This is a genomic window from Streptomyces sp. NPDC007971 (assembly GCF_042958635.1).
Classification (GTDB): domain Bacteria; phylum Actinomycetota; class Actinomycetes; order Streptomycetales; family Streptomycetaceae; genus Streptomyces.
Window position 1 is genome coordinate 293,835 of record NZ_JBIBJK010000007.1, and the last position, 19,961, is coordinate 313,795.

A 19,961-nucleotide genomic window follows, 5' to 3' on the forward strand; every position below is an offset into this window, starting at 1 on the left:
CCGCCCCGCCCGCTCGCCGCGCCGGCCGTGGTGGGGTGTGTGCGGCGGGCGACGAGGCCGTGGTGCGGTGTGTGCGGCGGGCGACGGGGACGGCGACCTGGTCGGTGCGGCGGACGACGTCCGGGATCGGGCGGACCGTCAATGCCGGGCGGGATGCCCGACATCCTCCGGCGTGATCTCCCTCAGTTCTCCCCCCTCCATCAGCAGCCACCGCGTGATCCCGATCGACTCCAGGAACGGCAGGTCGTGGCTGGCCACGAGCAGCGTGCCCTCGTACGACTCCAGGGCCGAGGTCAGCTGCCGGACGCTGGCCATGTCGAGGTTGTTGGTCGGCTCGTCCAGCAGGAGCAGCTGGGGTGCGGGCTCGGCGAGCATCAGCGCGGCGAGGGCCGCACGGAACCGCTCGCCGCCGGACAGCGTCCCGGCCCGCTGGTCGGCCCGCGCGCCCCGGAACAGGAAGCGGGCCAGGCGCGCCCGGATCCGGTTGTTGGTGGCGTCGGGAGCGAACCGCGCCACGTTCCCGGCGACCGTCAACTCGTCGTCCAGCACGTCCAGGCGCTGCGGCAGGAACCGCAGCGGGACGTGCGCCCGCGCCTCGCCGGCCACCGGCGCCAGTTCCCCGGCGACGGTCCGCAGCAGAGTCGTCTTTCCGGCGCCGTTGCGGCCGACGAGGGCGATCCGCTCCGGGCCGCGCAGGTCGAGGATCCCCTCGACGCGCGCCCCGTAGGCCATCTCCAGGTTCTCCAGGGTGAGCACCTGCCGGCCGGGTGGGACGGCGGTGTACGGCAGATCGACGCGGATCTCGTCGTCGTCGCGTACCGCCTCCACCGCCTCGTCGAGACGCTCCCTGGCCTCGGCGAGTTTCTCCTCGTGCATGATGCGGTGCTTGCCCGCGGACTCCTGGGCGGCGCGTTTGCGTGCGCCCATGACGATCTTCGGTTCGCGTTTGCTGTCCCACATCTTCTGGCCGTAGCGCTTGCGCCGGGCCAGCTTGACCTGGGCGTCGGCGAGTTCGCGCTTCTGCTTGCGCATGTCCGCCTCGGCCACCCGCACCGTCCGCTCGGCCGCCTCCTGTTCCACGGCCAGAGCCTCCTCGTAGGCGGAGAAGTTGCCGCCGTACCAGGTGATCTCGCCGGAGCGCAGTTCCGCGATCTGGTCCACCAGGTCGAGGAGTTCACGGTCGTGGCTGACGACCACCAGCACACCCGGCCAGGAGGCGACGGCCGCGTACAGCCGTCGGCGCGCGTACAGGTCCAGGTTGTTGGTGGGCTCGTCCAGGAGCAGGACGTCCGGGCGGCGCAGCAGCAGTGCGGCCAGGCGCAGCAGGACCGACTCGCCGCCGGACACCTCGCCGACGGTGCGGTCCAGGCCGATGTGGCCGAGGCCGAGTTCGCCGAGGGTGACGAGGGCACGCTCCTCGACGTCCCAGTCGTCGCCGACCGTCTCGAAGTGCTCCTCGGCGACGTCGCCCGCCTCGATGGCGTGCAGGGCTGCCCGCCGGGCGGCGATGCCGAGGGCCTCGTCGACGCGGAGCGCGGTGTCGAGCGTGACGTTCTGCGGGAGGTAACCGACCTCGCCGGTCACCTTGACGGTGCCGTCGGCCGGCGAGAGTTCGCCGGCGAGCAGCTTGAGAAGCGTTGATTTCCCCGATCCGTTGACGCCGACGAGCCCGGTCCGGCCGGGGCCGAACGCGGTGTCGAGGCCGTCGAGGACGGAGGTGCCGTCGGGCCAGGAGAAGGACAGGGACGTGCAGGTCAGGGAAGTAGACATAAAGGCCTCGCAGTGGCTGGGTGCGGTCTGGGTGAGCGCATGCAGAGACACCGCGAGGCGGAAACCGAAGGGCCTGGGGCACGAAAAAGGCCTGTGCCGAAGGGCTGCTCGGACGCCGAGGTCGGAACGCCACGCACACCTCACCGGTGTGAACGCGGTGTCTCAGGACCTCAGACGAGCAACGTCCTTCTCCAATCGACGGCAACAGGACCTCGTACACCGTACGAACGGGCCGGGAGAGCTGTCAACGCGATTAAATCCGTGTGCGTCCGTCGGCTTGATCCGGCGTGTCCGTCGGCTCGATCTGCATCTGCGCGGCAGCTTGGACCGCAGGTGTCCGTCGGCCTGATCTGGCCGTGCGCGGCGGCTTGAACCGCCTGTGCGCGGAGGCTGGATCCACGTGTCCATCGGCTGGATCCACGTGTGTGCCGGCCGGATCCACGTGTGTCCGTCGGCCGGAGTGGTGCCGTGCGTCGGCCGGAGTGGTGCCATGCGTTGGTTGGAGTGGTGCCGTGCGTTGGTTGGAGTGGTGCCGCGCATCGGCTGGAACGGCGTCGCCCCCGTCCGCCCCCGTCCCTGTCGTTTTTCTGCCAGCCCCCGCCGCGCCGACGCTGTTTGACTTGCCCGCATGACGCCTCGACACCCGCTCTCGCTCCGCGAGCACGCCCTCGCCCTGCGCGCACTGCACGTGCCCGGCCGCCCGCTCGTCCTCCCGAACGCCTGGGACCCGGTGAGTGCCGCCGTCGTCGCCGAGGCGGGGGCTGCCGCCGTCGCCACCACCAGCGCCGGGCTCGCCTGGGCGCTCGGCGCGGCCGACGGCGACCGGCTGGGCCGTGACCGCGCGCTGGCTGCCGTCGCCCGCATCGTGGCCGCCGTGGGGGTCCCCGTCACCGCCGACATCGAGAGCGGCTACGCCGACGATGCAGCCGGGGTCGCCGAAACGGTCGACGCGGTGCTCGCCGCGGGTGCGGTCGGCGTCAACATCGAGGATGCCCGCCACGAGGCGGGCGGTGAGCCGCTGCGGCCGGTCGCCGAGCAGGCCGAGCGGATCGCCGCGGCCCGTGCGGCCGCCGACAGAGCGGGCGTGCCGCTGTTCGTCAACGCCCGGATCGACACCTTCCTGCGCGGCGCCGGGGGAGTGGACCTCACCCTGGAGCGGGCCGCCGCCTTCCGGGCCGCGGGCGCCGACGGGATCTTCGTGCCCGGGGCCGTCGACCCGCAGACGGTCAAGGCGCTCGTCGCGGGCGTCGACGGGCCGCTCAACGTGATGGTCGGCCCCGGGGCGCCGTCGGTCGCCGAACTGGCCGCCCTCGGTGTCGCCCGGATCAGCGCGGGCGCGGGCCTCGCCCAGGCGACTCACGCCCTGGTCCGCCGCGCCGCGCGGGAGCTGCTGCGGGAGGGGACGTACGGGGCGCTCGCCGACGGGTTCGACTACGGGGAGCTGAACGCGCTGCTCACCCGCGGGTAGTACGTCAGCAGGCGTCCCGCATCAGCTCGGCCAGACCGTGGTCGAGGTCCAGCTGGAGGTGCTCGCGGCCGACGGGCACCAGGTCGCCGGTCGCCTCCAGGAACCGGCGGATCTCGCCGGAACGCACGTGCACGATGGCGGTGCCCTCGGGCGCGTGGAACTCCAGTACCGTGCGGTCGTAGCCGTACGGCCGCACCCGGACGTCGCCGACCCCCTCCGCACCGTGCAGCCCGGCCGCGAGGAGTTCGCGGGAGAAGGTCCAGCAGACCTCGACGCCCTCCAGGGTGGCCGGGGCCGGGAACGTCATCCGGACGGCGAACGGGTCGTTGCGGTCGTAGCGCAGCGTGGCGGGAATGCTAGGCATGCGCGGCGCGGCGGCGACGAGGCGGGCCTCTACGGGCTGCTCGATGACGGTGGACAAGGCCTTGCTCCCTCATGACGGCGGGACGTACTTCCGGGCGTGTCAGGCCTGGCAATGGAAGAGACGACGGAATCGGCCGATGCGTGCACACCGGCAACGAGTGACCTCGGTCACCGTGCCCATGCGTGACTTTCGGCCAAAGAGATCCCCTGGACGGCGGCGGGCCGGTGGGCTAGCTTCGCCCGCCATGAAGCGTTTGGGGAGCACGCGACGCAGGGGACGGGGCCGGCTGGTGGCGGCGGGGGTGGCGTGCGGGGCGGCGCTGGCCGCGCTGACGGTCCCGGCCGCCGAGGCAGAGCCGCTCGGACAAGGAGGGGCACGGCCGCTCGGCCGAGGAGAGGCAGGACTGCTCGGCCGAGGAGCCGTGCACTGGGCCGAGAAGAACACCGGTACCCCGCAGGTGCGTTTCCGCGGCCTGGCCGCCGTCGACCGGGACACCGCCTGGCTGGCCGGCACGGCGGGCACCGTGCTGCGCACCACCGACGGCGGGGCGAGCTGGCGGAACGTCTCCCCGCCCGGTGCGGCCGGCCTGGAGTTCCGGGACGTCGAGGCGTTCGACGCGCGGCGCGCGGTGGTGCTGGCCATCGGCGAGGGCGAGGCGTCGCGCGTCTACCGCACCGACGACGGCGGTGCGACCTGGACCGAGTCCTTCCGCAATACCGATCCGAAGGCCTTCTACGACTGCCTCACCTTCTTCGACCGCCGTCACGGCCTGGCCATGAGCGACCCCGTGGACGGCAGGTTCCGCATCCTGTCCACCCGCGACGGCGGCCGCACCTGGCGGGTGCTGCCGGCCGACGGCATGCCGGCCGCGCTGGACGGCGAGGCGGGCTTCGCCGCCAGCGGTCAGTGCCTGGTCACCTCCGGGCCGAAGGACGTCTGGCTGGCCACCGGCGGCGGCGCCCACGCGCGCGTGCTGCACTCCGCCGACCGCGGACTGACCTGGACGGCGTCCGACACGCCCGTCCCGGCGGGCGATGCGGCCAGGGGCGTCTTCGCGCTCGCCTTCCGCGACCGCACCCATGGCCTCGCGGTCGGCGGCGACTACCGCCCCGACCAGTCCTCGCCGCAGGCCGCCGCGGTCACCGCCGACGGGGGCCGCACCTGGCGCCCGGCCGCCACCCCACCGCCCGCCTACCGCTCCGGCGCCGCCTGGCTCCCGTACACCCGTGGCGCCGCACTCGCCGTCGGCCCCACCGGCACCGACCTGACCACCGACGCCGGCCGCACCTGGCGCACCATCGACACCGGTTCCTACGACACGGTGGACTGCACCCCCGACCTGAGCTGCTGGGCGGCCGGGGAGAAGGGCCGGGTGGCCCGGCTGGAGCGCTGACGTAAGGGGCCGGATCGCGGGTACTCGGGCCCGTGCCCCAGCGGAACGAGGAGAGGAGTGGTCATGCCTCGCGGTTCCAGTCCCAAGCGGGAACGTCAGTACGAGCACATCAAGGAGAGTGCGCTGGAGCGGGGCGAGAGCGCGAAGCGCGCCGAGGAGATCGCCGCGCGGACGGTCAACAAGGAACGCGCCCGCTCCGGCGAGTCCCGGACCGCGAGCCGCAGCTCGACCGAGGACATGTCGTCCGGCAGGCGCGGCGGCCGGCGGTCCGGCAAGGGATCCCAGGGTCCGACCTACGACCAGCTGTACAACGAGGCCAGGCAGCGCGGCATCGAAGGCCGTTCGGACATGAACAAGGCACAGCTGCAACGCGCGCTGAACGCGAAGAAGAGCTGAACGCGAAGAAGAGCTGAGCGCCGAGAGGAGCAGGGCGCCAAGAAGAGCTGAGCGCCCAGTGGAGCTGAGCACCGAGAGCAGCTGAAGGCCGAGCAGACCTGAAGCCGAGAAGAACTGAGCGCAGACAGGAGCCGGCCGCCGAGAAGAGCCGGCGTCCGGCTCAGCCCAGCGTCTGCCGGTGGCGTGCCAGCTCGGGGGCGGTCTTCGTGGCGACGAACTCCGTGATGCGGTACTCGCACACGCCCGCGGCCACGAACGGATCGCCCGCGGCGATCTCCTCGATCCGGGCGCGGTCCTCCGCGACGGCCAGGATCACCCCGCCGTCGCGGGGGTTCTTGCGCCCGGAGGCAAGGAAGAAGCCCTTCTCGTACTGCTCGTCCAGCCAGGTCACATGGGCGGGCAGGACGGCGTCCACGGCGTCGAGCGGGGCGGTGTAGGTCAGTTCCAGTACGAACATGATCACGAGCCTACCCCCGGCGCCCGCCGGGCCCGGTGCGGGCCGTACAGTCGGTGACACCATGACGACCGTTGGAGTACCCGCCGGCTGGCCCGCGACCGAGGACGAGGCCCGCGCCGAACAGGACCGGCTGCGGGGGCAGGTGGTGCTCGACGAACCGGGGCCGCCGCCTGGCACGGGCCGTGTGACGGGGGTCGACGTCGCCTACGACGACGACCGCGACCTGGTCGCCGCGGCGGCCGTCGTCCTGGACGCGGCCACCCTGGAAGTGGTCGCGCAGACGACCGCCGTCGGCCGGATCTCGTTCCCCTACGTTCCGGGACTGCTCGCCTTTCGCGAGATCCCGACCGTGCGGGCCGCGCTGGACGCCCTGCCCTGCCCGCCCGGAGTGGTGGTCTGCGACGGCTACGGCCTCGCCCACCCGCGCCGCTTCGGCCTCGCCAGTCACCTCGGCGTACTCACCGGCCTGCCGACCATCGGCGTCGCCAAGAACCCGTTCACCTTCACCTACGACGACCCGGGTCCCCGGCGGGGCAGCGCCGCTGCGCTCGTCGCGGGGACCGAGCAGGTCGGCAGCGCGCTGCGCACCCGGGACGGCGTCAAACCGGTGTTCGTCTCCGTCGGTCACCGGGTGAGCCTCGACAACGCCCTCGCGCACACCCTGGCGCTGACGCCCCTGTACCGGCTGCCCGAGACCACGCGCCGGGCGGACGCGCTGTGCCGGCGGGCGCTTCAGGAGGCCGCGATGCGCCAGGCGCCGACCTCCTGATACGACGAGTCGTAGACGGCCGAGCCGTCGCCCGGTTCGAGGGCGTAGTGGTGGAGATTGCCACCCCAGTAGCGCAGGATCCGCCCCAGCTCGCCGGCTCGGTCCGCCGCCGAGGCGCCCTCGTCCACGGTCACTTCCAGCACGAACTTCACTTCTGTTCCGCCTCCTTCTGCCTGTGCTTCCAGCGTCTCATTGAAAAACCCAGTGAAACTTCTGGACGCGTGGGAGCGGGTGGTACGGCACTGTGGGCGCGAAAAGCCTCAAACGGCCGAGGGGCACACGAAGAGGAAGGCGGGTCGGCGGCGTTTCTTTGCGAGGTCTACCGTCCGGCCGCCACCCGGAAGGTGATGCCCGCCGCGCGCAGCCGTTCGGTCAGCGCGTCGCCCATCGCGGTGGCCGTGGTGACCTGCCCGGTGGTCGGCGGCAGGTCGTCGAAGGCCAGGGCGAGGGCCGCCTCGGCGAACATCTTCGCCGTCTCGCCGTAGCCCGGGTCGCCGCCCGCGACCTCGGTGAACACGCGCCGTCCGCCGCCCTCGCCGACGAAGCGCACCTTGAACCAGCTCTTCGCCCGCTTCTCCGGTCCCGGCCCGTCCCCGGGCTTGAGCCGGTCCGACAGCCAGCGCCGGGCGGGCGGCAGCTGGGCGGCGGCAGCGAGAGCGCCGAGCGCGGCGACACCGCCTGCGGCGACCGGAAGATGCCTGACCGCCGCGTAGTGCCGGTAGCGGAATTCGGGGCCGTAGCGCTGAAGGGCTCGCGCCGAGCGGCGCACGATCTGCGGGTCGATGGTGGGCAGGGGCAGTGCCCAGGCGCCGACCTCCGGCGCGTACCGCGGCGGGCCCGCCGGTGCGGCCACGTGGCGCCCCAGCAGCCGCGGTTCGTGCCGGCCGCGGTCGCGGGCCGCGGCTGCCATCTGCCGGCCGCGTGCGATCTGGTTCAGCGCCGACGCCAGCGTGCCGCCGGAGAAGGTCGCGTCGGCGGTCACGAACCCGTCCACGGTCAGCGGGACCCCCTCGGGCAGCTGCCGGACCGTGAAGTACACGCCCAAGTCGTGCGGTACGGAGTCGAAGCCGCAGGCGTGCACCAGCCGGGCGCCCGTCTCACGCGCGCGTGCGTCGTGGCGTACGTACATCAGGTCGACGAACTCCGGCTCACCGGTGAGATCGAGGTAGTCGGCTCCGGCGTCCGCGCAGGCGGCGACCAGCTCTTCGCCGTAGGTGACGTACGGTCCCACCGTCGTGGCCACCACGCGCGCGTGGTGAGCGAGCGCGCGCACGGTGGCCGGCTCCCGCACGTCGGCCCGCAGCGCTCCGATGCCGGAGCCGCCGGGCAGCCGCTCGCGCAGTCGCTCCAGCCTGCGTTCGTCACGGCCCGCGATCGCCCAGCGCAGCCCCTCGGGGGCACGTGCCGCCAGGTACTCCGCCGTCAGTGTGCCGACGAAGCCGGTGGCTCCGAAGAGCACGATGTCGTAGGGACGATCCGTCCTTTTCAGCCTGCTCATGACACCCCTTGGTCGTGCAGCACGCGCCGCTGTCGGTGGCTGAGGCTAGCGTGAACAGTGCGGACCGCCGACGCGACCTCGGCGGTCTGCCGGGCACTTGGCTAAGCGCTTGCTCGTTCAGGTCTTGTGTCCGGTGGAACGTGTTCTTAGCATCACTGGTGTTACATCAGTTGTGTCACATGGGCTTGGGGGCAGGACCGCATGACGACGGCAGGGACGCCGAGGACGTCGGGGCACGGCCCGCTCAGCGGCGTACGCGTGGTGGAGCTGGCCGGCATCGGGCCGGGCCCGTTCGCCGCCATGCTCCTGGCCGACCTGGGCGCCGACGTCGTCCGGGTGGACCGTCCGGGCGGCCCCGGCCTCGGCATCGATCCCGCGCACGACGTGACGAACCGCAACAAGCGCTCGGTCGTCGTCGACCTCAAGGCACCGGACGGCCCCGCGCGCGTCCTGGACCTCGCCGAGCGGGCCGACATCCTCATCGAGGGCTACCGCCCCGGGGTGGCCGAGCGGCTCGGCGTCGGCCCCGCCGACTGCCACGCCCGCAACCCCCGGCTGGTCTACGGCCGGATGACCGGCTGGGGCCAGGAGGGACCGCTCGCCGACCGCGCCGGGCACGACGTGGCGTACATCGCCCTCACCGGCACCCTCGGCATGATCGGCCGCCCGGACGAGCCCCCGGCCGTCCCCGCCAACCTCCTCGGCGACTACGCGGGCGGCTCCCTCTACCTGGTCGTCGGCGTTCTCGCCGCCCTGCACCACGCGCGCGACACGGGCGCCGGACAGGTCGTGGACGCGGCCATCGTGGACGGCACCGCGCACCTGTCCGCGATGATCCACGGCATGTTGTCCGCCGGCGGCTGGCAGGACCGGCGCGGCGCCAACCTCCTGGACGGTGGCTGCCCGTACTACGGCACCTACGAAACCGCCGACGGCGGGTACATGGCGGTCGGCGCCCTGGAGGCACGGTTCTACGAGGAGTTCCTGCACCGGCTCGGCCTGGAGGCCCTGGCCCCGGCCCGCAAGGACTGGACCCGCTGGGGCGAACTGCGCGAGCACGTCGCCGCCCGCTTCAAGTCCCGCACCCGGGACGAGTGGACGGCCGTCTTCGAGGGCTCCGACGCCTGCGTGGCCCCCGTCCTCTCCCTGCGCGAGGCCCCGCACCACCCGCACCTGGCCGCCCGCGGCACCTTCACCGACCACGGCGGCATCACCCAGCCGGCCCCCGCCCCCCGCTTCTCCGCGACCCCCACCACCGTCCGCACCGGCCCGGCCCTGCCCGGCGCCGACACCGGGGCGGTGGGGCGGGACTGGGGCATACCTGACCTCGTGAACGACGACCTCGTCACAGAGGGCGACTGACTCCGCCCGGCCGACGACCCCCGCCCTCGGCGACCGACCTCCGCTCGGCCCACCCTCCCGAAAGGCACTGAAGTGAGCACCGAAGCGTACGTGTACGACGCGATCCGCACCCCGCGCGGCCGCGGCAAGGCGAACGGCGCCCTGCACGCCACGAAGCCCATCGACCTGGTCGTCGGCCTGATCCACGAGATCCAGGGCCGCTTCCCGGGTCTGGATCCGGCCGCGATCGACGACATCGTCCTCGGCGTCGTCGGCCCGGTCGGCGACCAGGGATCCGACATCGCCCGGATCGCCGCGATCGCCGCCGGCCTGCCCGACACGGTCGCGGGTGTCCAGGAGAACCGCTTCTGTGCCTCGGGTCTGGAGGCCGTCAACCTGGCCGCCATGAAGGTCCGCTCGGGCTGGGAGGACCTGGTGCTGGCGGGCGGCGTGGAGTCGATGTCGCGTGTGCCGATGGCCTCGGACGGCGGCGCCTGGTTCAACGACCCGATGACCAACCTGGCCGTCAACTTCGTCCCGCAGGGCATCGGCGCCGACCTCATCGCCACCATCGAGGGCTTCTCCCGGCGCGACGTCGACGAGTACGCGGCCCTGTCGCAGGAGCGCGCCGCCACCGCCGCGAAGGAGGGCCGCTTCGAGCGCTCCGTGGTCCCGGTCAAGGACCGCAGCGGCCTGGTCGTCCTGGACCACGACGAGCACATGCGTCCCGGCACCACCGCGGACTCCCTCGCGAAGCTCAAGCCGTCGTTCGCGGACATCGGCGAGCTGGGCGGCTTCGACGCCGTCGCGCTGCAGAAGTACCACTGGGTGGAGAAGATCGACCACGTCCACCACGCGGGCAACTCCTCCGGCATCGTGGACGGCGCCTCGCTGGTCGCGATCGGCTCCCAGGAGGTCGGCGAGCGCTACGGCCTGACCCCCCGCGCGCGGATCGTCTCCGCCGCCGTCTCCGGCTCCGAGCCCACCATCATGCTCACCGGGCCCGCCCCCGCCACCCGCAAGGCGCTCGCCAAGGCGGGGCTGACCATCGACGACATCGACCTGGTCGAGATCAACGAGGCGTTCGCGGCGGTCGTGCTGCGCTTCGTGAAGGACATGGGCCTCAGCCTGGACAAGGTCAACGTCAACGGCGGCGCCATCGCGCTCGGCCACCCGCTCGGCGCGACCGGCGCGATGATCCTCGGCTCGCTCGTGGACGAACTGGAGCGCCAGGACAAGCGGTACGGCCTGGCCACCCTCTGCGTGGGCGGCGGCATGGGCATCGCCACCATCGTCGAGCGCATCTGAACTCCCCGCGGAACCAAGAGACTTCAGTGACTTCAACGGAGACGACTGTCATGACCGAGAGCACCACCATCCGCTGGGAGCAGGACGACACCGGTGTCGTCACCCTCGTCCTGGACGACCCAGACCAGTCCGCGAACACCATGAACCAGGCGTTCCGCGACTCCCTCGCCGCGATCACCGACCGGCTGGAGGCCGAGCAGGACTCCGTCCGCGGCATCATCTTCACCTCCGCCAAGAAGACCTTCTTCGCGGGCGGCGACCTGCGCGACCTGATCCGGGTCACCCCGCAGACCGCCCAGGACCTCTTCGACGGCGGCCTCGCCATCAAGCGCAACCTGCGCCGCATCGAGACCCTCGGCAAGCCCGTCGTCGCCGCGATCAACGGCGCGGCCCTGGGCGGCGGCTTCGAACTGGCCCTCGCCTGCCACCACCGGGTCGCCCTCGACACCTCCGGCACCAAGATCGGCTGCCCCGAGGTCACCCTCGGTCTGCTCCCCGGCGGAGGCGGCGTCGTGCGCACCGTACGCCTGCTGGGCATCGCCGACGCCCTCCTGAAGGTGCTCCTCCAGGGCCAGCAGTACAACGCACGACGGGCCCAGGAGAACGGCCTCGTCCACGAGGTCGCCGCCACGCCGGAGGAGATGCTGGCCAAGGCGCGCGCGTTCATCGACGCCAACCCCGAGTCGCAGCAGCCCTGGGACAAGCCGGGCTACAGGATCCCCGGCGGTACGCCCGCCAACCCCAAGTTCGCCGCCAACCTGCCCGCCTTCCCGGCCACCCTGCGCAAGCAGACGGGCGGCGCGCCCTACCCGGCGCCGCGCAACATCCTCGCCGCGGCCGTCGAGGGCTCCCAGGTCGACTTCGAGAACGCCCAGGTCATCGAGGCCCGCTACTTCGTGGAACTGGCCGCCGGTCAGACCTCGAAGAACATGATCCAGGCGTTCTTCTTCGACCTGCAGGCCGTCAACTCCGGCGCCAACCGCCCCCAGGGCATCGAACCCCGCCCGGTCCGCAAGGTCGCCGTCCTCGGCGCCGGCATGATGGGCGCGGGCATCGCCTACTCGTGCGCCCGCGCGGGCATCGACGTCGTCCTCAAGGACGTCTCCCCGGAGGCGGCCGCCAAGGGCAAGGGCTACTCCGAGAAGCTGTGCGCCAAGGCCGTCGCCAAGGGCCGCACCAGCCAGGAGAAGGCGGACGCCCTGCTCGCCCGCATCACCCCCACCGCCGAGGCCGCGGACCTCGCGGGCTGCGACGCGGTGATCGAGGCCGTCTTCGAGGACACGGCGCTCAAGCACAAGGTCTTCCAGGAGATCGAGTCCGTCGTCGCGCCGGACGCGCTGCTGTGCTCCAACACCTCCACGCTGCCCATCACCGCCCTCGCCGAGGGCGTGCAGCGCCAGGGCGACTTCATCGGACTGCACTTCTTCTCGCCGGTCGACAAGATGCCGCTGGTGGAGATCATCAAGGGCGAGCGGACCGGCGACGAGGCCCTCGCGCGCGCCTTCGACCTCGTCCGGCAGATCAACAAGACGCCGATCGTCGTCAACGACTCGCGCGGCTTCTTCACCTCCCGGGTCATCGGCCACTTCATCAACGAGGGCGTCGCCATGGTCGGCGAGGGCATCGAGCCCGCCTCCGTGGAACAGGCCGCGGCCCAGGCCGGCTACCCGGCCAAGGTGCTCTCCCTGATGGACGAGCTGACCCTGACCCTCCCGCGCAAGATCCGCAACGAGTCCAGGAAGGCCGTCGAGGAGGCGGGCGGCACCTGGAACGCGCACCCGGCGGAGGCGGTCATCGACCGCATGGTCGACGAATTCGGCCGCCCCGGCCGCAGCGGCGGCGCGGGCTTCTACGAGTACACGGAGGACGGCAAGCGGGCTGGTCTGTGGCCAGGCCTGCGCGAGCACTTCACGAAGCCGGGGCACGAGATCCCGTTCCGGGACATGCAGGAGCGGATGCTCTTCTCCGAGGCGCTCGACACCGTACGGCTCCTCGAAGAGGGCGTCCTGACCTCCGTCGCCGACGCCAACATCGGCTCGATCTTCGGCATCGGCTTCCCCGGCTGGACCGGCGGTGTGCTCCAGTACATCAACGGCTACGAAGGGGGCCTGTCCGGATTCGTGGCCCGCGCGCGTGAACTCGCCGGGCGCTACGGCGACCGCTTCACCCCGCCCGCACTGCTGGTGGAGAAGGCGGAGCGGGGCGAGCCGTTCGGCGACTCAGCCCGTTCCTGACCCTTTGAGCCACTCGCTCAGCTCTTCCCGCAGCGACCGCTGGAAGGTCGTCAGCAGGGCCTGCACCACCAGGGGGTGCATGTGCGCCGACAGGGACTTCACGTCCTGGGCGTCACGCTCGGCCACCTCGCCGCGGAAGAGCTGAGCCAGCTCGTGGGCCGCGGCGCGCGAGTGCTCGATGAGCACCTTGCGCGCCGCGAGGATCGCCTCCTGCGACAGCGGTGCGTCCAGGAGCCGGACACCGAGCCGCAGCAGCCCGGAGTCGACGCGGAAGGTGTCCTCTTCGCCCTCGGCGCTCTGCGTCTCCAGGACGACGCCCATCGCCGCAAGACGCTCGATGTCCTCGGGGGCCGTCGCCCGTCCCACCCGACGTTCGAGTTCCCGCCGCGACACCGTCTCCAGCGCGTCCGGCGCCCAGGAGGCGACCACCGCGCGGTGGATGGCCAGGTCGTGCGGGCTGAGGTCCGGCGGCAGCTGCTCCAGGTACCGCTCGATCGCCGCGAGCGTCATGCCCTGCTGCTGCAGTTCCTCGATGAGAGCCAGCCGCGCCACGTGCCCCGGCCCGTAGTGACCCACCCGGCGCGGACCGATCGCGGGCGGCGGCAAAAGCCCCTTGCTGCCGTAGAAGCGGACGGTGCGGACCGTGAGGCCCGCCCGGGCGGCCAGCTCGTCGATGGTGAGCGTGTGCTCCCCGGTGCCGGTGGTGAGCGTGTGCTCCTCGGTGCCGGTGGTGGCGTCCCTCGTCATGTGCAGCAGTATCGCTGTCCCACCACTGCTGTGACACCTCCACGGCAACAGCCGCACGCATACGGGGCCGGCCCGGGCGGACCGGCCCCGCGGGATGGCGCCGAGGACCGTCAGTCGTCCTCGTCGGGAGTCGGCGCCGCGTTCCCGCCCGGCACCTGGCCGGGCAGGAGCACCTTCTTGTCACCCGGGTAGGGCTTGGTGAAGTTGTTCGAGGAGTACCAGATGTCCCGGTTCTCCTGGGCCATGTTCACCATGTCCTCGGTCTTGAAGTCCTGCTTGGCCGACCACTCGGCCCAGGCCCTGGCCACCGCGCCGGTGGTCTGCGAGGGCTGCGGGTTCGTCGTGGTCAGCGGGATCTCGTTGGGCAGATGGCTGTACGGCGTGAAGTCCGGCCGGTCGGTGAACGCGTCGAACATCGGCTCGGCCGCCATGTCCTGCTGGTTCATCGGCGGCAGGCCGAGGATCTGCTCGATGGTCCGCATGACGTTCAGCTGGCTGTAGTAGCTGTGCACCACCTTGCCCCGGGCCGCGTACGGGCTGATCACGAGGGTCGGGTTGCGGTGGCCGTCGACGTGGTCGACGCCGTTCTGCGAGTCGTCCTCCAGGACGAAGACCGCGGTGCTCTTCCAGTCCTTGCTGTGCGAGATGGTGTCCACGACGCGGCCGAGCGCCAGGTCGTTGTCGGCCACCTGCGCGGACGGCGTGATGGCGCCCGGCGCGGTGCCCGAGGTGTGGTCGTCCATCAGCCACATCATGTTGAGGGCGGGGAGGTTGCCGTCCTTCTCGTACTTGTCGAAGACCGGCTTGAACAGGTCCGCCCGGTACTGGTCGGGGATGTTCAGGTCGAAGTTCGGGAAGTTCGGCTGGGTGATCTTCGCCAGCGAGGGGATGTCCGTCTTCGGCTGGTAGGAGCCGACCGGGTAGTTCAGCGGCCCGGTCGCCTTCCCCTCCATCACCTGGGAGTCGTGGTACCACTTGGGCCAGCTGCCCGCGGCCGTGCCGTTGCCGCTCGCGTCGACGTAACGGTCCATCTGCTCGCCCCAGTTGGTGACGGACCTGCCGTGCTTGAGGGCGTTGTCCCAGATCCAGCCGGACTTCACGTCGCTCAGCGGGTCACCGGTCTGGTACGACCGGGTGTAGTTGCCGTACATCTGCTGCAGGTAGTTGTTGACGAACGCCTGGTTCAGCCAGTGGTGGCCCTCGGCGGAGTTGGTTCCGTCCGAGTACAGGTTGTCGATCAGCGGGAAGGCTCCGGCCAGCGCGTGGACGTTCGGCGTGACCTTCTTGCCGAACTGGGTCAGGCTTGCGTCGCCGTTGCCGCGCGGGTCGTCGCCGAGGACCTGGTCGTAGGTGCGGTTCTCCTTGACGATCAGGAACACGTGCTTGATCTTCGACGGGTTGCCGACGTGCAGCGGCACGGCCACCGGGGCGGCCCTGCCGCTTCCGGCCCGGTTGCGCTGCTGCAGCCCGTACCACTGGTTGTTCCTGAACACCTGCTGGGTGTACTTCCGCATCTCCCGTGCGGTCGGGGGCGCGACCGTCTGCACGGTGCCGACGAAGTTGTAGCCCAGGTGCGAGGTCGCGGGGTTCGTGCCGGAGCCCTGATTGACCGTGCCGCTCGCCCCGACGGAGCCGATGCCCTGCTCGCTGGCCACCACCAGTCGGCCGAGCCGGTCGTCCTCGGCCAGACCGGTGGGGAAGGACCCGGTCGGGATCAGGCCCTCGAAGGCGGGCTGTGTGTAGGCGTCCTTGTACTGGTAGACGGCGACAGCGTTGTCGCGGCCCAGGCTCACGGCGAGGTGTGTGGCGTCCAGCAGGGCCAGGCCGTTGGGCTGCGCGCCGAACGGGCCCCCGGGCGCGGGGTTGGCCGCGAAGGTGCGGCCCAGCTGCTGCCGGGCGGTGTCGATGCTGGTCACCGAGTCGTCGTCGGTGTTGGCGACGACGAGCGTCCTGCCCACCGCCAGCAGCGCACTGGGTTCCAGGCCCACCGCGAAGGTCCTGACCTGCTGCCCGGAGGCCAGGTCGACCTCGGACACGGAGCCCGTGGAGGGGACGGCGTCGTCGTTGTCGGTGACGACGGCGGTGCCGTAGGAGTCGTCGGTCCGGTCGCCCGGCCGGGCGGGACGGCCGCCCTGGTTGCTCACGTACGCCTTGCCGTCGATCACCACGACGCTGTGGGGCACGTTCCCGACCGCGATCTGCTGGGCGACCGTGTTCGTGGTCGTGTCGACGACGCCGAGGGTGTTGTTGCCGCTCAGCGTCACCAGCAGATCGGTGCCGTTCGGGGCGAAGGCGAGGCCCGCCGGCACGGCCTGGCGTCCACCGGCCCCCGGCAGCTTGACGGTGACCGGGTGGGACAGGGTGCCGTCCGCCGCGACGTCGTAACGGATCAGGTCGGCGGGCTGTGCGGCCCACAGGTGCTTGCCGTCGGGGGAGTAGACGATGCCCCCGTCGGAGATCTTTCCGCTGCCCACCTGCTGGAGCACCTTGTGCCCGACCAGGTCGAAGACGGTGACGACGCCCGTGGTGGCGCCGCCCGTGTTCAGGCTGGCGGCCGTCTTCCCGTCGGGGGCGAGGGCCAGCCCGAACGGGCGGCCGTTCTCCTTGATGACATCGCCGGCGGGCGTGACGAACTGGTTGTTGTGCGTCAGGTACGACCCGTCCGCCTGCTTGCCCACGACTTTCTCGCCGAGCGGAGTGTTCCCGAAACCACCCTCGGCGTAGGTGACCCCCGCAGCCGTCGCCGCGAGGGCGAGTGCGGCGGTCACGACCAGCGTTTTCCCGGCAAATCTCGGTCTGCGCATGAAGGCGAAATTAGGGCTGCGCAAAAGACCGGGTCCCGACGGTTTATGTACGCGGCATGAATACCTGAGAGGTCGGTACGGAAACCCTTTGCCTCTCCTTTGGGGAGCCCCCTGACCAGGGGAATCAGTCGTGCGCAATTCCGAAAATATTCGGATTTACATTGAATTTTCGAACGGTGGAATCGATGGTCCCGAAAGAACGGTAATCAACGGACGGCTGTAGTGCCGGTGAAGGAGTAAAGGCCCACTCTGTCAACGCTTTGCCGTCCGTTGGGACTTTGTGACAAACGCCGCTGTGTGACCTGGGTCATCGCATGGAACGCGATCTTCCTGGAAAACTGCTGTCTTGGTCTGTGCCACAACCCACCAGGGTGGTGTGGGCCGAAATGTACGGAATCCTGGGCCCACGAGGTCCGGGCGCACCAGGAAGTGGAACGACCCGTGAGCAAGGAAACCGTGGATTCGGCACAGGCCGTTGCCCATGCCCAGGAGGCCCGGACCCCCGCCGACGCGGGCGACGCCGGTTACAGCAAGGACCTCAAGGCCCGCCACGTCAACATGATCGCCATCGGCGGCGCCATCGGCACCGGCCTCCTCCTGGGCGCCGGTGGCCGGCTGCACAACGCCGGCCCGGCGCTCGCCCTGGCCTACCTGGTCTGCGGCGTCTTCGCCTTCTTCGTCGTGCGGGCTTTGGGCGAGCTGGTCCTGTACCGGCCGTCCTCCGGTTCCTTCGTGTCGTACGCGCGGGAGTTCCTCGGTGAGAAGGGCGCCTACGTCGCCGGCTGGATGTACTTCCTGAACTGGTCGACCACCGGCATCGCCGACATCACCGCGATCGCGCTCTACACGCACTACTGGAGCATGTTCACGACCATCCCGCAGTGGGTGCTGGCGCTGATCGCCCTCGCGGTGGTCCTCGCCGTGAACCTGATCTCGGTGAAGATCTTCGGCGAGATGGAGTTCTGGTTCGCGATCATCAAGGTCGCCACCATCGTCGGCTTCATGCTGATCGGCATCTTCCTGCTCGCCACCCAGCACAAGGTCGGCGGCCACACCCCCGGTCTGAGCGTGATCAGCGACCACGGCGGCGTCTTCCCGCACGGCGTCATGCCGGTCGTCCTCGTCATGCAGGGCGTGATCTTCGCGTACGCCGCCCTGGAGCTGGTCGGCGTCGCCGCCGGCGAGACCGCCGAGCCGGAGAAGGTCGTTCCGCGTGCGGTGAACTCGATCATGTGGCGCGTGGGCCTGTTCTACGTCGGCTCGGTCGTGCTGCTCGCCCTGCTGCTGCCCGGCTCGGTGTACTCCGCCGACCAGAGCCCGTTCGTGACGGTCCTGTCGAAGATCGGCGTCCCGGCGGCCGGCGACGTGATGAACCTGGTCGTGCTGACCGCCGCGATGTCCTCGCTGAACTCGGGCCTGTACTCCACCGGCCGCATCCTGCGCTCGATGGCCATGGCGGGCTCCGCCCCGAAGTTCACCGCGCGCATGAACCGCAGCCAGGTCCCCTACGGCGGCATCCTGCTGACCTGCGCCGTCTGCGTGCTCGGCGTCGGCCTGAACTACCTGATGCCCAGTCAGGCCTTCGAGATCGTGCTGAACATCGCCTCGCTCGGCATCATCAGCACCTGGGTGATCATCATGCTCTGCCACATGATCTTCGTCCGGCGGGCCCGCGCGGGCCTGGCCACCCGGCCGCACTTCCGCCTCAAGGGCAGCCCGGTCACGGAGATCGCCACCATCACCTTCCTGCTGGTCTGCCTCGGCATGATGTGGAACGACCCGGACGTCGGCCGCAAGACGCTGCTGCTCATCCCGGTGCTCGCCGTGCTGCTGGTCGCCGGCTGGTTCGGCGTCCGCCGCCGGGTGGCCCGCACGGCCGACGAGGAACTGTCGCGGCTGACGCAGTAACAGCTCGCAGTAACAGCTCGCAGTAACAACTGACGAAGCAGCTGCTGACGAAGCAGCAGCTCAGCGCCACTGTCAGTGGCATCGCCTACGGTGGCGTCATGTCGGGGATCATGTATGTCCGGGGTGACGCCACCGTTCCGTCGGTCAAGGGCGCCAAGGTGATCGCCCACGTCTGCAACGACATCGGGGGCTGGGGGAAGGGCTTCGTCCTGGCGCTCTCGCGCCGCTGGCCGGAGCCGGAGGCGGCGTACCGCGCCTGGCACCGCGGCCGCGCGAAGAACGACTTCGGCCTGGGCGCGGTCCAGCTCGTCAAGGTCGATCCGTACGTGTGGGTGGCCAACATGGTCGGCCAGCGCGGCATACGGAGAGGCAGCAAGGGCGTCCCCGTCCGCTACGAGGCGATCGACGCCGCCCTGGGCCGCCTCGCCGGCCAAGTGATCGAACTCGGTGCGTCCGTGCACATGCCCCGCATAGGCTGCGGCCTGGCGGGCGGCACCTGGTCCCGTATAGAGCCGCTCATCACCGAGCGGCTGGTCGAGCGCGGGATCGCGGTGACGGTGTACGACCACGGGGAGGGCGGGGGATGACACCCCAGGCAGAGCCGATCGACGTCCTGGTGCTGGGCGGAGCCGGGGTGGACACGATCGTCCGGGTCCCCGAGCTGCCGCTCCCGTACGCCGACAGCTACATGATCGACTCCGGGATCCGCACCCGCGCCGGGCAGACCGGCGACTTCGTCGCCCTGGGCCTGGCCGCGCTCGGCCTGCGCACCCACCACCTGGACCTGCTCGGCGACGACCCCGAGGGCGACCTCGTCCGCGCCCTGCACCGGGAGCGGGGCATCGCCCTGACCGCACTCCCGCAGCCCGCCGGGACCCGGCGCGCGGTCAACCTGGTCGCCCCGGACGGCCGGCGGCTGTCCCTCTACGACACCAGCCGCGGCCACCCCGACGACCGCTTCCCAGAGGAGACCCTGCGCGCGCTGGCCGCGGCCGGCCGGCACATCCACGTCACCATCACCCAGCCCTGTGCCCACGCCCTGCCGATGCTGGCCGCGACCGGCGTGCCCCTCTCCACGGACCTGCACGACTGGGACGGTGAGAACCCGTACCACGAGCCGTTCGCCCTCGCGGCCGACGTGGTCTTCCTCTCCGCTGCCGCGCTGCCCGACCCCGAGCGGACCATGCGGCGCATCGCCGAGCGGGGCCGGGCGAGGACCGTGGTCGCGACCGCCGGAGCCGAGGGCGCGTATCTGCTGGCCGACGGCGAGACGACCCGCATACCGGCCGCGGCCCCGCCCGCGCCGGTGGTCGACTCCAACGGCGCCGGCGACGCCTTCGCGGCCGCGTTCCTCTACGGCCGCCTGGCCGGTGAACCCCCACAGCGGTGCGCCCGCTTCGGCGCCGTCGCCGGGGCCTACGCGTGCACCGTCCCGGCCGACCGCGCGGACGCGGTGGGCCGGGACGACCTCCTGAAAGGGGCGGCCGGGCCGAATCCGTGAGGG

17 protein-coding genes are annotated in these 19,961 nt (G+C 71.3%); 10 read left to right on the top strand and 7 right to left on the bottom strand.

The window, feature by feature from the left end; all coding sequences use genetic code 11:
* Positions 1-138: 138 nt before the first annotated feature.
* Positions 139-1,770, bottom strand: a complete 1,632-nt coding sequence (locus ACFZCP_RS17200; RefSeq protein WP_391427825.1) for an ATP-binding cassette domain-containing protein — start codon at positions 1,768-1,770, stop codon at positions 139-141.
* 628 nt (positions 1,771-2,398) lie between these two features.
* On the opposite strand from ACFZCP_RS17200, the gene ACFZCP_RS17205 reads away from it, so the two are divergent.
* Positions 2,399-3,238 carry an isocitrate lyase/phosphoenolpyruvate mutase family protein gene (locus tag ACFZCP_RS17205; RefSeq protein ID WP_391427826.1) on the top strand — a complete coding sequence of 280 codons (840 nt, stop codon included), beginning with the start codon at positions 2,399-2,401 and terminating at the stop codon, positions 3,236-3,238.
* Between the two features lie 4 nt (positions 3,239-3,242).
* On the opposite strand, the gene ACFZCP_RS17210 is transcribed toward ACFZCP_RS17205, so the two are convergent.
* Positions 3,243-3,659, bottom strand: coding sequence for an SsgA family sporulation/cell division regulator (locus ACFZCP_RS17210; RefSeq protein WP_391427828.1), 417 nt, complete (start codon positions 3,657-3,659; stop codon positions 3,243-3,245).
* A gap of 187 nt (positions 3,660-3,846) precedes the next feature.
* Here ACFZCP_RS17210 and ACFZCP_RS17215 point away from each other — a divergent pair, with 187 nt between their 5' ends.
* The gene (locus ACFZCP_RS17215) at positions 3,847-4,995 is read left to right on the top strand and encodes a WD40/YVTN/BNR-like repeat-containing protein (protein WP_391427829.1); all 1,149 of its coding nucleotides are present in this window, start codon (positions 3,847-3,849) and stop codon (positions 4,993-4,995) included.
* A 63-nt stretch (positions 4,996-5,058) separates the two neighbouring features.
* Positions 5,059-5,391, top strand: coding sequence for a plasmid stabilization protein (locus tag ACFZCP_RS17220; RefSeq protein WP_391427830.1), 333 nt, complete (start codon positions 5,059-5,061; stop codon positions 5,389-5,391).
* A gap of 160 nt (positions 5,392-5,551) precedes the next feature.
* Here the strand turns inward: ACFZCP_RS17220 and ACFZCP_RS17225 are convergent, their stop codons facing one another.
* Positions 5,552-5,848 carry a YciI family protein gene (locus ACFZCP_RS17225; RefSeq protein WP_362682504.1) on the bottom strand — a complete coding sequence of 99 codons (297 nt, stop codon included), beginning with the start codon at positions 5,846-5,848 and terminating at the stop codon, positions 5,552-5,554.
* A gap of 61 nt (positions 5,849-5,909) precedes the next feature.
* Here ACFZCP_RS17225 and ACFZCP_RS17230 point away from each other — a divergent pair, with 61 nt between their 5' ends.
* Complete coding sequence (locus tag ACFZCP_RS17230) at positions 5,910-6,617, top strand: endonuclease V (protein WP_391427831.1); 708 nt, start codon at positions 5,910-5,912, stop codon at positions 6,615-6,617.
* On the opposite strand, the gene ACFZCP_RS17235 is transcribed toward ACFZCP_RS17230, so the two are convergent.
* Together ACFZCP_RS17235 and ACFZCP_RS17240 are read right to left on the bottom strand one after the other, a co-directional pair.
* Positions 6,581-6,769: a hypothetical protein gene (locus ACFZCP_RS17235; protein ID WP_362682498.1), complete on the bottom strand. Its 189-nt coding sequence runs from the start codon at positions 6,767-6,769 to the stop codon at positions 6,581-6,583. The genes ACFZCP_RS17230 and ACFZCP_RS17235 overlap by 37 nt on opposite strands.
* 167 nt (positions 6,770-6,936) lie before the next feature.
* Positions 6,937-8,115: a saccharopine dehydrogenase NADP-binding domain-containing protein gene (locus tag ACFZCP_RS17240; RefSeq protein WP_391427832.1), complete on the bottom strand. Its 1,179-nt coding sequence runs from the start codon at positions 8,113-8,115 to the stop codon at positions 6,937-6,939.
* A 201-nt stretch (positions 8,116-8,316) separates the two neighbouring features.
* On the opposite strand from ACFZCP_RS17240, the gene ACFZCP_RS17245 reads away from it, so the two are divergent.
* The 3 genes from ACFZCP_RS17245 (at position 8,317) to ACFZCP_RS17255 (ending at position 12,998) form a co-directional block, all read left to right on the top strand.
* Positions 8,317-9,477: a CoA transferase gene (locus ACFZCP_RS17245; protein ID WP_391427833.1), complete on the top strand. Its 1,161-nt coding sequence runs from the start codon at positions 8,317-8,319 to the stop codon at positions 9,475-9,477.
* 72 nt (positions 9,478-9,549) lie between these two features.
* The gene (locus ACFZCP_RS17250) at positions 9,550-10,764 is read left to right on the top strand and encodes an acetyl-CoA C-acetyltransferase (RefSeq protein ID WP_391427834.1); all 1,215 of its coding nucleotides are present in this window, start codon (positions 9,550-9,552) and stop codon (positions 10,762-10,764) included.
* 50 nt (positions 10,765-10,814) lie between these two features.
* On the top strand, positions 10,815-12,998 hold the full coding sequence (locus ACFZCP_RS17255; RefSeq protein ID WP_391427835.1) for a 3-hydroxyacyl-CoA dehydrogenase NAD-binding domain-containing protein: 2,184 nt from the start codon (positions 10,815-10,817) through the stop codon (positions 12,996-12,998).
* Here the strand turns inward: ACFZCP_RS17255 and ACFZCP_RS17260 are convergent.
* Positions 12,984-13,745 (bottom strand): MerR family transcriptional regulator, encoded by a 762-nt coding sequence (locus ACFZCP_RS17260; protein WP_391427836.1) that lies wholly within the window; start codon positions 13,743-13,745, stop codon positions 12,984-12,986. The genes ACFZCP_RS17255 and ACFZCP_RS17260 overlap by 15 nt on opposite strands.
* Before the next feature lie 110 nt (positions 13,746-13,855).
* A complete protein-coding gene (locus ACFZCP_RS17265; protein WP_391427838.1) occupies positions 13,856-16,513 on the bottom strand; it encodes an alkaline phosphatase family protein in 2,658 nt (885 codons plus the stop codon).
* A gap of 477 nt (positions 16,514-16,990) precedes the next feature.
* On the opposite strand from ACFZCP_RS17265, the gene ACFZCP_RS17270 reads away from it, so the two are divergent.
* The 3 genes from ACFZCP_RS17270 to ACFZCP_RS17280 all read left to right on the top strand — a co-directional run bounded on the left by ACFZCP_RS17270 (position 16,991) and on the right by ACFZCP_RS17280 (position 19,958).
* Positions 16,991-18,457, top strand: coding sequence for an amino acid permease (locus ACFZCP_RS17270; RefSeq protein WP_391427839.1), 1,467 nt, complete (start codon positions 16,991-16,993; stop codon positions 18,455-18,457).
* Between the two features lie 98 nt (positions 18,458-18,555).
* Complete coding sequence (locus ACFZCP_RS17275) at positions 18,556-19,044, top strand: macro domain-containing protein (protein WP_391427840.1); 489 nt, start codon at positions 18,556-18,558, stop codon at positions 19,042-19,044.
* Positions 19,041-19,958: a PfkB family carbohydrate kinase gene (locus ACFZCP_RS17280; protein WP_391427841.1), complete on the top strand. Its 918-nt coding sequence runs from the start codon at positions 19,041-19,043 to the stop codon at positions 19,956-19,958. Before ACFZCP_RS17275 ends, ACFZCP_RS17280 begins: the two co-directional genes overlap by 4 nt.
* Positions 19,959-19,961 lie beyond the last annotated feature (3 nt).

What these genes read in the sequence shown, in the direction of transcription:
- ACFZCP_RS17220 (WP_391427830.1), top strand. Translation starts at nt 5,059, where the DNA reads ATGCCTCGCGGTTCCAGTCCCAAGCGGGAACGTCAGTACGAGCACATC.
- ACFZCP_RS17240 (WP_391427832.1), bottom strand. Translation starts at nt 8,115, where the DNA reads ATGAGCAGGCTGAAAAGGACGGATCGTCCCTACGACATCGTGCTCTTC.
- ACFZCP_RS17260 (WP_391427836.1), bottom strand. Translation starts at nt 13,745, where the DNA reads ATGACGAGGGACGCCACCACCGGCACCGAGGAGCACACGCTCACCACC.
- ACFZCP_RS17215 (WP_391427829.1), top strand. Translation starts at nt 3,847, where the DNA reads ATGAAGCGTTTGGGGAGCACGCGACGCAGGGGACGGGGCCGGCTGGTG.
- ACFZCP_RS17245 (WP_391427833.1), top strand. Translation starts at nt 8,317, where the DNA reads ATGACGACGGCAGGGACGCCGAGGACGTCGGGGCACGGCCCGCTCAGC.
- ACFZCP_RS17225 (WP_362682504.1), bottom strand. Translation starts at nt 5,848, where the DNA reads ATGTTCGTACTGGAACTGACCTACACCGCCCCGCTCGACGCCGTGGAC.
- ACFZCP_RS17280 (WP_391427841.1), top strand. Translation starts at nt 19,041, where the DNA reads ATGACACCCCAGGCAGAGCCGATCGACGTCCTGGTGCTGGGCGGAGCC.
- ACFZCP_RS17255 (WP_391427835.1), top strand. Translation starts at nt 10,815, where the DNA reads ATGACCGAGAGCACCACCATCCGCTGGGAGCAGGACGACACCGGTGTC.
- ACFZCP_RS17205 (WP_391427826.1), top strand. Translation starts at nt 2,399, where the DNA reads ATGACGCCTCGACACCCGCTCTCGCTCCGCGAGCACGCCCTCGCCCTG.
- ACFZCP_RS17230 (WP_391427831.1), top strand. Translation starts at nt 5,910, where the DNA reads ATGACGACCGTTGGAGTACCCGCCGGCTGGCCCGCGACCGAGGACGAG.
- ACFZCP_RS17275 (WP_391427840.1), top strand. Translation starts at nt 18,556, where the DNA reads ATGTCGGGGATCATGTATGTCCGGGGTGACGCCACCGTTCCGTCGGTC.
- ACFZCP_RS17200 (WP_391427825.1), bottom strand. Translation starts at nt 1,770, where the DNA reads ATGTCTACTTCCCTGACCTGCACGTCCCTGTCCTTCTCCTGGCCCGAC.